The sequence below is a fragment of the Shewanella sp. genome (assembly GCF_013214165.1).
Classification (GTDB): Bacteria; Pseudomonadota; Gammaproteobacteria; order Enterobacterales; family Shewanellaceae; genus Shewanella.
Map to the genome: position 1 here is coordinate 1 of NZ_JABSSM010000109.1, position 9384 is coordinate 9384.

Here is a 9384-nt window from a genome sequence, read left to right on the forward strand (position 1 = left end):
CGGGAGAGAATAAATCGATGAACATCGGGGCTAAAGCACCCTCCTACAGGTGAGATGACGAAGGCCATGAAAGAAATGGAGACATTAAAGAAATAGAAAAAAATAGAGACAGGCATAGTTAATTGAATGAAGTAATAGAGACAGGCATAGTTAATTGATCAGTGAAGTAATAGAGACAGGCATAGTTAATTGATGGATGGATCAATAGTTACCGACTAAACTTTAGATATTACTTGATATAGGAGGTTACTATGCCCCGCCCCCGAAATACTCAAATTAGTATTGAAGACACTTTATTCTACCATTGCTGCAGCCGAACAGTTCGACAAGCCTTCATCGCGGGAGTCGATGATTTTACAGGGAAATCTTATGAACATCGACGTGGCTGGATTGAAACTCAGATATTAAATTTAGCGGGTGTTTTTGCTATTGATGTGGCGGCTTATGCGGTCATGAGTAATCATCTTCACCTGGTGCTGCGTATTGATATCGAACTTGCCAATAGGTGGAGTGACAGAGAGGTGGTAGGACAGTGGCATCAAATATTTAAGGGCACAGAGCTAAGCCAACAATTTGCCCAAGGCGAGGTGATCGAAGCCTATCAAGTCTCTCAATTGAAACACTTAATAGCCCAGTACCGGAGTCGATTAAGTGACATAAGCTGGTTTATGCGGTGTCTCAATGAGCCAATCGCGAGGATGGCGAATAAAGAGGATAACTGCACAGGGCATTTCTGGGAAGGGCGGTTCAAAAGCCAAGCGTTACTCGACGAAACCGCGGTGCTGGCTTGTATGGCATATGTAGAGCTCAATCCCATACGGGCAAAGATGGCCAATACACCAGAAACCTCAGACTACACCAGCCTTAAAATAAGAGTAAAGGCAGCTTTAAAAGGCCAACAGCCGGCAAAGCTACTGCCTTTTATTGGGGATGAACGACTCAATCAATCTAAAGGCATTAACTTTTCACTCGAAGATTATCTAGAACTTGTAGATGCAACGGGCAGGATTATTCGAGATGACAAGCGTGGTGCAATACCTTCAAGTGCATCTAAACTATTAACTAGACTGAATATTTCAGCAGATAACTGGATAAAACTGACTTCTGAATTTGGTAAATTATTTCATGGCCCTGTAGGAACTTTGCAAGAGCTCACGAGCTATTGTGAACATTTAGATAAACGACGACGGCACTTTGCTAAGTGTTGTCAATATCTAGAACCTAGCAGATAACTAGATACAATCAATTCACTTCCCCCCTTTTTTCCTCCTCAATCTTTTGAGGTAACAGGTTATGCCTGAAAATCGTTATTTTGTTTGAAATCCCTCTATTTTATTGAGTTTCACAGATTGAATGCGTGCCGCTATCGGGAATAGCCAACTTTTAATCAATGTAGAGTTGAAACCTGATGCCATTGCTTGTTGAATTCGAGTTATATGATTGATTTATAATGGCTGGCTTGATTTTAATTGATGGCTGGCTTGATTTTAATTGCTAATAATCTGACTTATTGCGTCTTAGCGCCTTAGTCGCGCCTTTCTGTTTCTTAGCATCGACGCGTCGACGTTGGCTGCCCTTGGTGGGCTTGGTGGCGATGCGTTTTTTCGGGGTGTGGCCCACACTGGCGACTAGTTCAATAAATTGGGCTAAAGCGGTCTGACGATTCGCATCTTGGCTACGGCTAGCCTGACACTTGATGATGACTTTACCGCTCTTAGTGATGCGATGATCGGCCTTGGCGAGTAGCCTTTGTTGATACAGTTCCGGCAGGGATGATCGACGTATATCAAAAATTAATTGAGCGGCGGTGGAGACCTTATTCAGGTGTTGTCCGCCAGCACCACTGGAGCGGATAAATTGCCATTCGAGTTCATTTTCTTGAAGAAGTACACGGTTAGTGATTTTTATCATGGCCTTTGATTCGGGTTTTGTATTACCCTTTGTCGATTGAGTTGTTGGGTGCCGATTTGGTCTAAGACCTCAAACAGGTATCCTACTGGGATGAATGAAGAGGTGGTAACCCTTTCGCTCATTATTAGCTAGCAGATGGAAGCGGAGCTCGTCTATGTTATGTCAAATCGCCGATATTACCAAAGGTGTGATCAGTTTATTTGCCAGTGGGCGCCTCTCGACTCTGGACTATTGTGAGAAAATAGTTCCCATTATCGAGGAATATAGTGCTGAGTCGGGCAAGGTTTGCCTCTATATCGAAGCCGATGTGTTGTTAGAGGGCTGGGAGAGTGATTCTATATCTGGGGTAGGGGAAATCCAGCTACCAAGATTCGATGCCTTGGTATTGGTTGGTGGACCCGATTGGTTCGGTAATGCCGTACGCTTGTTGGGCCCTTTCATGCAGGGTGAAGTTGCTTGGTTTTCTCTGGATGATAAGTCTCAAGCTATCGAGTGGATCACGGCTAAATTTGGCTTGTAACTGGATGTCGTTAATCTGGGCTAGTATGGCTTGGCTGGTAAATTGGTATCGTTAAATCTGGCAACTTGGGTTAGGACTGTTTGGGTTGTAACTAGGCGTCGTTAATTTGGTGTCTTGGGTTACAACCTGATTGCCTATACTGTAATATATTGTTTATCAATTGGTGTTATCGTCCCTGAGTTTATGGGCTCATTCTATGGGTTTTAGGTTCAGAGAAACATCAGCACAATTTTTAAGGAATACAGCATGTCGTATATCAAGTTAGCTCCCAAGAATAACCTGTTCAAGCTAGGCTCACTCGCATTAGCTTCTATGTTTGTTATTGGCCTATCAGGCTGCGCACCAGAAGTCGGTAGTGACGACTGGTGTAAGCAGATGAGTGAGAAAAATAAGGGTGACTGGAGCACTAACGAAGCGACTGATTACGCTAAGCATTGCGTATTTTAATCGTCTGTTTAATTTAAGTATTGTCAGTTTTGAACTTTCGATTATAATCTGAGTCGGATGATTAGAAGCTAGTTCCTAACCATTCGTTTCGAACTATGAGTTTCGAGCTTCTAGTTCTTAGCTGTTAATGTAAGTTTTTTTGAATCAATAAGGTTCCCTTTGCTGCATCTTTTTCGTCAATTCACTCACAAGATCGCCATAGCGATGATCGCCGTTGTGCTGCTGCAGTTTGCTGGTGGCAACATGGCTGAGCATCAGTTGCATCCTGGCACCCTCGACGAAGAAGCGGCAAACCACCCTCATCTGCAATTTACTGCTCAAGTGACTAGGATAGAGCAATGCACGGCGTGCAATGATCTTGGCTATAACGATTCAGAGCATGGCAAACAAGATCCAACGCATAGGACTCGCTGTGCCGATGGTGAATCGATATCGCACGCTTATCTAGCATCAAATTTAGGTTCTTCATTTGCAGCGACTGCTCATTATAAGCAGCCGCCTTCAACTACAGAGAGCCATAGCCATCAAATCAGCAAGACTGAGACCCAGCTATTCGATCTCTGTTTAGACTGCCAATGTCATGGTGGACATGCCACAGTGATGACCAGCGGAACCTGTGAACCTTCAGTTCCGTTAAGCGATGAGTTTGTCGCCATGGTTAGTAATTACTTACCTCCAGAGTCTCTACCCGATTACCGCCCTCCAATCGTATAACTCCTAAACTTGCGTTAAATAGCCTAATGCTATTTATCCATCGCAAGTCCAAATCATGACTAACGTTAACTGGATCTTTAGGCCATTTGGCCAAACGATCTTAGATATGATTTAACCCTAAAGCATTCTCTTAGAACTGCATTATATGGCGCAACCTTATTTGAGGTTGAGCCTATTCTTGCAGCACAGCTTTTGCTGAAAGAGATGGCTTGAGGGATAGGATATACAATGAAAAAGACCATAATAGCCAGTCTGTTATTAGCCTATTTAACCGGTGGTGCAGCATGTGTTCAGGCTGCTAACCAAGATTCGCTCGCAGCGGGCAGCAGACTCAATAGCAGTGAAGCTTGGTTTCCCCAGAGTAGTAAAGAGGGTTTCAAGGCCTGGTTGCCTGACTTGATGCAAACCTTCAACGCTCTGCCTGAAGTCGCGGCTCAAGCTGCCAGACGTACCCAAGCCCAGTTCAGCATCAGGGCTGCAGCTCAAGCCATCTATAATCCAGAGCTGGGGGTGAGCTACCAAAATGCCACCGACGATACCTATACTCTGGATATCAGTCAGACCATAGATTGGGGTGATAAGCGCGGCGCCGCCACCCGTATTGCTCAACTTCAAGCCGAAATGTTACTTGCAGATATCATCCTAGAGCGAAGTCAGATGCTGGCAAGCGTGATTCAGGCGCTAGTAGAGCAATCCCAGAGCCGTAAGGCACTCGACTTTCAGCGGCGACAACTCGCCTCGTCTAAGCGCTCTTTGGATATTGCCAGGCAGCAGTTTCAGGTGGGAGATCTCTCATCGGTTGCCTTGCAGCTAGTGCAGTTGGATGTGGCCAGCCGCACCGCCGAGTATGCGATGGCCGAACAGGACTCGATCACAGCCGATACCGATGTCTTGATGCTATTAGGTGATAGCGACATGGCCTTCAGTGGGTTTATCGGTTCATTGAGTCTGCCAAGCATGTCGACCCAGCTAGACCCACAACTTCCCGCATTAAAGAGTGCTTATCAAGCCGTTATGCTGACCAAGCTCAACGCCGAGCAAGTTAAAGCCGATACGGCTGCCGATCCTACCATCAGCCTTAGCGCCGAACGCGAAGGCGAGGAAAACAAGGTCGGCATAGGATTGTCAATCCCGCTGCAGTTTCGTAATAACTACCGCGATACCTTAGCGGTGGCGAGTCAGGATATTGCCATTGCCGAGCAAACCTATCTAGCGCAAGCGCGAGTGCTCAAGCAGCAACAGCAGAAGTTTTATTTGAGCATGCCCAGACTAACCGAGCGTTATCGAGAGTGGCGTGAGCTGGTGCTTAACTCTGGCCTGGAGGCCGCATCGGGTCTGGCGCAGCGATGGCGCGCCGGTGACATAGATACCAGTGTTTATCTTCAAAGCCAGCGTCAATTGTCTACCAGTTACCTTGCGGGTCTATCACTGGAGACAGCCCTGTATACCAGCTGGCTCGATTGGATGGGCGCCAGTGGACAGCTGGAAGCATATTTAAATACTCAGTTAGCAATAAGTTCAGTGACTAATCACTCTGGCTCAGGGCAAAACGCCTCTGCGGCTAAGTACTAATTCAGATGGGAACGCGAGTTATGAACACGATTAACAACAGTTTGAACACTAGATTTAACCGCATGGGCATGGATATGAACACGCAAGAACAAGCCGTAGCGGCGCCATTTCATCTGAGTACGCTTGCTAGAAGCATAGGCTTTGCATTTTTAATGACCTTGACCGCTGCCGTCGCAAGCCCCTCAACGGCCTTTGCCGGAGAAGGCCATGACCAGGTTGCAGAAACAGCTGAAACGACGGAAAGCGCTAAGCTACAAGCCGAAGATGATGGCCATGGTCATGGTACAGCAGGTGAGGAGAGTGAAGAGGAGCATGCCCTTAAACTAACTGCAGTGCAGCAGGCCCTCGCCGGTATCGAAGTGACGCAACTCTCCGAAGAGATATTTAGCTTGGAGGCGGTTGCCATGGCGACGCTGGTGGTAGACAGAGACAGAACCATGACCCTAGCGCCCCAGCTCGATGTGCGCGTGTTAGCACGTCATGTGGTTCCGGGCCAGGAAGTGAGTAAGGGCGAGCCCTTATTAACGCTTGGTGGCGTGGCAGTGGCTCAGGCTCAGGCCGATTATATCAATGCCGCGGCCGAGTGGAGTCGGGTAAATCAGATGGGTAAGAGTGCCGTCAGTGCCAGCCGCCGTCTGCAAGCTCAAGTCGATGCCGAGCTCAAACGTGCAATCTTAGAGGCGATGAAGATGACATCGGCGCAGATCGTCAAATTAGCGTCAAACCCAGGCACTATTGGCAGCTATCAGTTATTAGCCCCTATCAATGGGCGGGTGCAGCAAGATCTGGCCATGTTAGGCCAAGTGTTCCCCGCGGGAACCGCACTGATGCAGCTCACCGACGAATCACATCTCTGGGTCGAGGCTCAGGTGACTCCGGCTCAGTCGGAAAACATCAGGATCGGCAGTGAAGCCTTAGTACGTGTTGGTGACCGAAGCATCAAGGCCAAGATCATCGGCCGCTCCCATGAGCTTAACAGTGTGACCCGCACCGAGCAGATCTTGCTGAGTCTGGAAAATACCGGCCATGTGCTCCATGCCGGTCAGTTTGCCGAGCTCTACTTGCCTAATGCGGTACAAGGTGGGGTGATCTTACCCGACGCGGCCTTGACTCGCGGCGGAGATGGCGATTGGCAGGTGTTTATTCAGGATGAAGATGGCTTCGAAGCGGTAGAGGTCGAAGTGGTTGAGCGTCAGCGCGGCATGAACCTAGTTCGTGGCCTGACGCCAGGCAGTAATCTGGTGGTATCCGGGGCCTTTTTTCTGGCCTCCGAGCAGGCCAAGTCCGGCTTCGATATCCACAACCACTAAATAACCACTGTCTTAAAAATTAAGGAACTCTCTTATGTTACAGAGACTGATTGAGGTTGCTATCCGCAACCGACTCATGGTGGTACTGGCGCTTATTGCTGTCGCGATAGCCAGTGTGGCCATGTTACCCAAATTGAATCTGGATGCCTTTCCAGACGTCACCAACGTACAAGTTACCGTCAACACCGAGGCCGAAGGGTTAGCGGCAGAAGAAGTTGAGAAGTTAATCAGTTATCCGGTCGAGTCGGCCATGTATGCCTTGCCCGCCGTGACTGAGGTGCGTTCACTATCCCGCACCGGTTTGTCGCTGGTGACTGTGGTGTTTGCCGAAGGAACGGATATCTATTTTGCCCGTCAGCTGGTGTTCGAGCAGTTGCAGGCGGCCAGAGAGATGATCCCCGATGGTATTGGTGTGCCAGAAATTGGCCCTAACACCTCAGGTCTAGGTCAGATTTATCAGTATATTCTGCGCGCCGAACCCGGCTCTGGCATAGATGCCAGCGAGCTGCGTAGTCTCAACGACTATCTGGTCAAGCTCATCATGATGCCTGTCGGTGGCGTGACCGAGGTGCTCTCGTTCGGTGGTGAGGTGCGTCAATATCAGGTACAGATCGACCCGAATAAGCTGCGCAGCTATGGCCTCTCCATGGAGCAAGTGACCACAGCGCTGGAGAGTAATAACCGCAATGCTGGTGGCTGGTTTATGGACCAGGGGCAGGAGCAACTGGTCGTTCGAGGCTATGGCCTCTTGCCTGCGGGTGATGCTGGGCTCAAGGCCATAGCGCTGATCCCCTTGACCGAAGTGGCGGGAACACCAGTCAGAGTCGGTGATATCGCCAAGGTGGCTTACGGCAGCGAAATTCGTGTCGGCGCTGTGACCATGACTCGCCGTGACGAGGCGGGTGATCCCCAGGCGCTGGGAGAAGTCGTTGCCGGGGTCATCCTCAAACGTATGGGTGCTAACACTAAGGCGACCATAGATGATATCAATGCCAGGACGTCACTGGTTGAGCAGGCGCTTCCCGATGGCGTGACCTTCGAGGTGTTTTACGATCAATCGGATCTGGTTGATCAGGCCGTGACCACGGTGCGTGATGCCCTGCTGATGGCGTTCGTGTTTATCGTGGTGATCTTGGCGCTGTTCTTAGTCAACATTCGCGCCACTATGCTGGTGTTACTGTCGATTCCGGTTTCTATCGGCCTAGCGCTGATGGTGATGTCATATTTCGGCATGTCGGCCAACCTGATGTCCTTAGGTGGGCTGGCGGTGGCTATCGGCATGTTGGTGGATGGCTCTGTGGTGATGGTTGAGAACATCTTCAAACATCTGACCCAACCCGATAGACAGCACCTCAATGAGGCCCGCCGTCGCGCCGATGGCGAGACAGATCCTTATCACGCCGACGAAGATGGCGTCGGGACACCGGCCCATGGCAAAACATCTGCAGCCATTAGCTTGCGTGTCATGTTGGCGGCCAAGGAAGTCTGTAGCCCTATCTTCTTCGCAACGGCCATCATCATAGTGGTGTTTGCGCCTCTGTTTGCCCTGGAAGGCGTCGAAGGTAAGCTGTTTCAGCCTATGGCCGTGAGTATCATACTGGCCATGTTGTCGGCTTTAGTGGTGGCGCTCGTGGCCGTACCGGCTCTGGCTGTTTACTTGTTTAAATCGGGTATCACCCTCAGAGAAAGTGTGGTGCTTAAGCCAATCGAGTCTGTGTATCGTCGCCTGTTGACGGTAACCATGGCGCGGCCTAAGGCTGTGGTTATCACGGCGGTGACGCTATTTGTGCTGAGCATGTCCTTGCTGCCACGATTAGGCACTGAGTTTGTACCTGAACTCGAAGAGGGCACGATTAACTTGCGGATCACCTTAGCGCCGACGGCGAGCCTACAGACTTCGATCGATGTTGCGCCTAAGATAGAAAAGATGTTACTCGAGTTCCCCGAGGTGGAATATGCCCTGAGCCGCATCGGCGCGCCAGAGCTTGGCGGCGATCCTGAGCCCGTGAGTAATATCGAGATCTATATTGGCCTCAAGCCCGTCGAAGAATGGCAGTCAGCCTCGAGCCGAGTCGAGCTGCAGAAGTTGATGGAGAAGAAAATCAGTGTCTTCCCTGGACTGCTGTTCACCTTCTCACAGCCCATCGCCACCCGAGTCGATGAACTGCTATCCGGCGTCAAGGCTCAGCTGGCGATCAAGATTTTTGGCCCAGATTTAGACGTGTTATCAGCCAGCGGAGAGAGACTCTCGGATCTAGTAGCAAAAATACCGGGTGCGGTGGATGTGTCACTGGAGCAGGTCAGTGGTGAGGCTCAACTGGTGGTGAGACCTAAGCGTGATGTGCTGGCCCGTTATGGCATCAGCGTAGATCAGATCATGAGCCTAGTTAGCCAAGGTATAGGTGGGGTAAGCGCCGGACAAGTGATCGATGGCAACGCCAGATACGACATCAATGTGCGCCTTGGCGAGCAATATCGCAACTCGCCGGATGCCCTGAGAGATCTTCTCCTCAACGGCGTCAACGGTGCCACGGTACGTCTAGGCGAAGTGGCCAGCGTCGAAGTCGAGATGGCGCCGCCAAACATTCGCCGCGATGATGTGCAGCGCCGAGTGGTGGTGCAGGCCAACGTATCTGGCCGCGATATGGGCTCGGTAGTAAAGGATATCTACGCGGTTATCCCACAGGCTAATCTGCCCGCGGGTTATACCGTGGTCGTCGGCGGTCAATATGAGAATCAGCAAAGAGCGCAACAGAAACTCATGTTAGTTGTGCCTATCTCTATCGGCCTGATTGCCCTGCTACTCTTCTTCTCATTTGGCTCCCTCAAGCAGGTCGCCCTCATCATGGCGAACGTGCCACTCGCCTTGATCGGGGGGGTGGTCGCCCTGTTTATCAGCGGAACTTACCT

8 protein-coding genes are annotated in these 9384 nt (G+C 50.0%); 7 read left to right on the plus strand and 1 reads right to left on the minus strand.

The features are described 5' to 3' along the window. Positions 1–251: 251 nt before the first annotated feature. The gene (locus tag HRU42_RS19205) at positions 252–1232 is read left to right on the plus strand and encodes a transposase (RefSeq protein WP_295033484.1); all 981 of its coding nucleotides are present in this window, start codon (positions 252–254) and stop codon (positions 1230–1232) included. Positions 1233–1494: 262 nt separating this feature from the next. Here the strand turns inward: HRU42_RS19205 and arfB are convergent, their stop codons facing one another. Next, positions 1495–1911: an alternative ribosome rescue aminoacyl-tRNA hydrolase ArfB gene (gene arfB, locus HRU42_RS19210; protein ID WP_295033486.1), complete on the minus strand. Its 417-nt coding sequence runs from the start codon at positions 1909–1911 to the stop codon at positions 1495–1497. A gap of 154 nt (positions 1912–2065) precedes the next feature. Between arfB and HRU42_RS19215 the strand changes: the two genes are divergently transcribed. From HRU42_RS19215 to HRU42_RS19240, 6 genes are all read left to right on the plus strand, one after another. After that, positions 2066–2431 (plus strand): STAS/SEC14 domain-containing protein, encoded by a 366-nt coding sequence (locus HRU42_RS19215; RefSeq protein WP_295033488.1) that lies wholly within the window; start codon positions 2066–2068, stop codon positions 2429–2431. A 246-nt stretch (positions 2432–2677) separates the two neighbouring features. Beyond that, positions 2678–2878, plus strand: a complete 201-nt coding sequence (locus HRU42_RS19220; protein WP_295033489.1) for a DUF3012 domain-containing protein — start codon at positions 2678–2680, stop codon at positions 2876–2878. Between the two features lie 159 nt (positions 2879–3037). Further along, positions 3038–3592, plus strand: coding sequence for a hypothetical protein (locus HRU42_RS19225; RefSeq protein WP_295033490.1), 555 nt, complete (start codon positions 3038–3040; stop codon positions 3590–3592). Between the two features lie 228 nt (positions 3593–3820). Then, entirely contained in the window at positions 3821–5164 is a 1344-nt protein-coding gene (locus HRU42_RS19230; RefSeq protein ID WP_295033492.1) for a TolC family protein, read from the plus strand. 62 nt (positions 5165–5226) lie between these two features. Next, positions 5227–6474, plus strand: a complete 1248-nt coding sequence (locus tag HRU42_RS19235) for an efflux RND transporter periplasmic adaptor subunit (protein WP_295033496.1) — start codon at positions 5227–5229, stop codon at positions 6472–6474. A gap of 34 nt (positions 6475–6508) precedes the next feature. Then, positions 6509–9384: efflux RND transporter permease subunit (locus HRU42_RS19240; RefSeq protein WP_295033494.1), on the plus strand; the 2876-nt coding region annotated here is incomplete at its 3' end.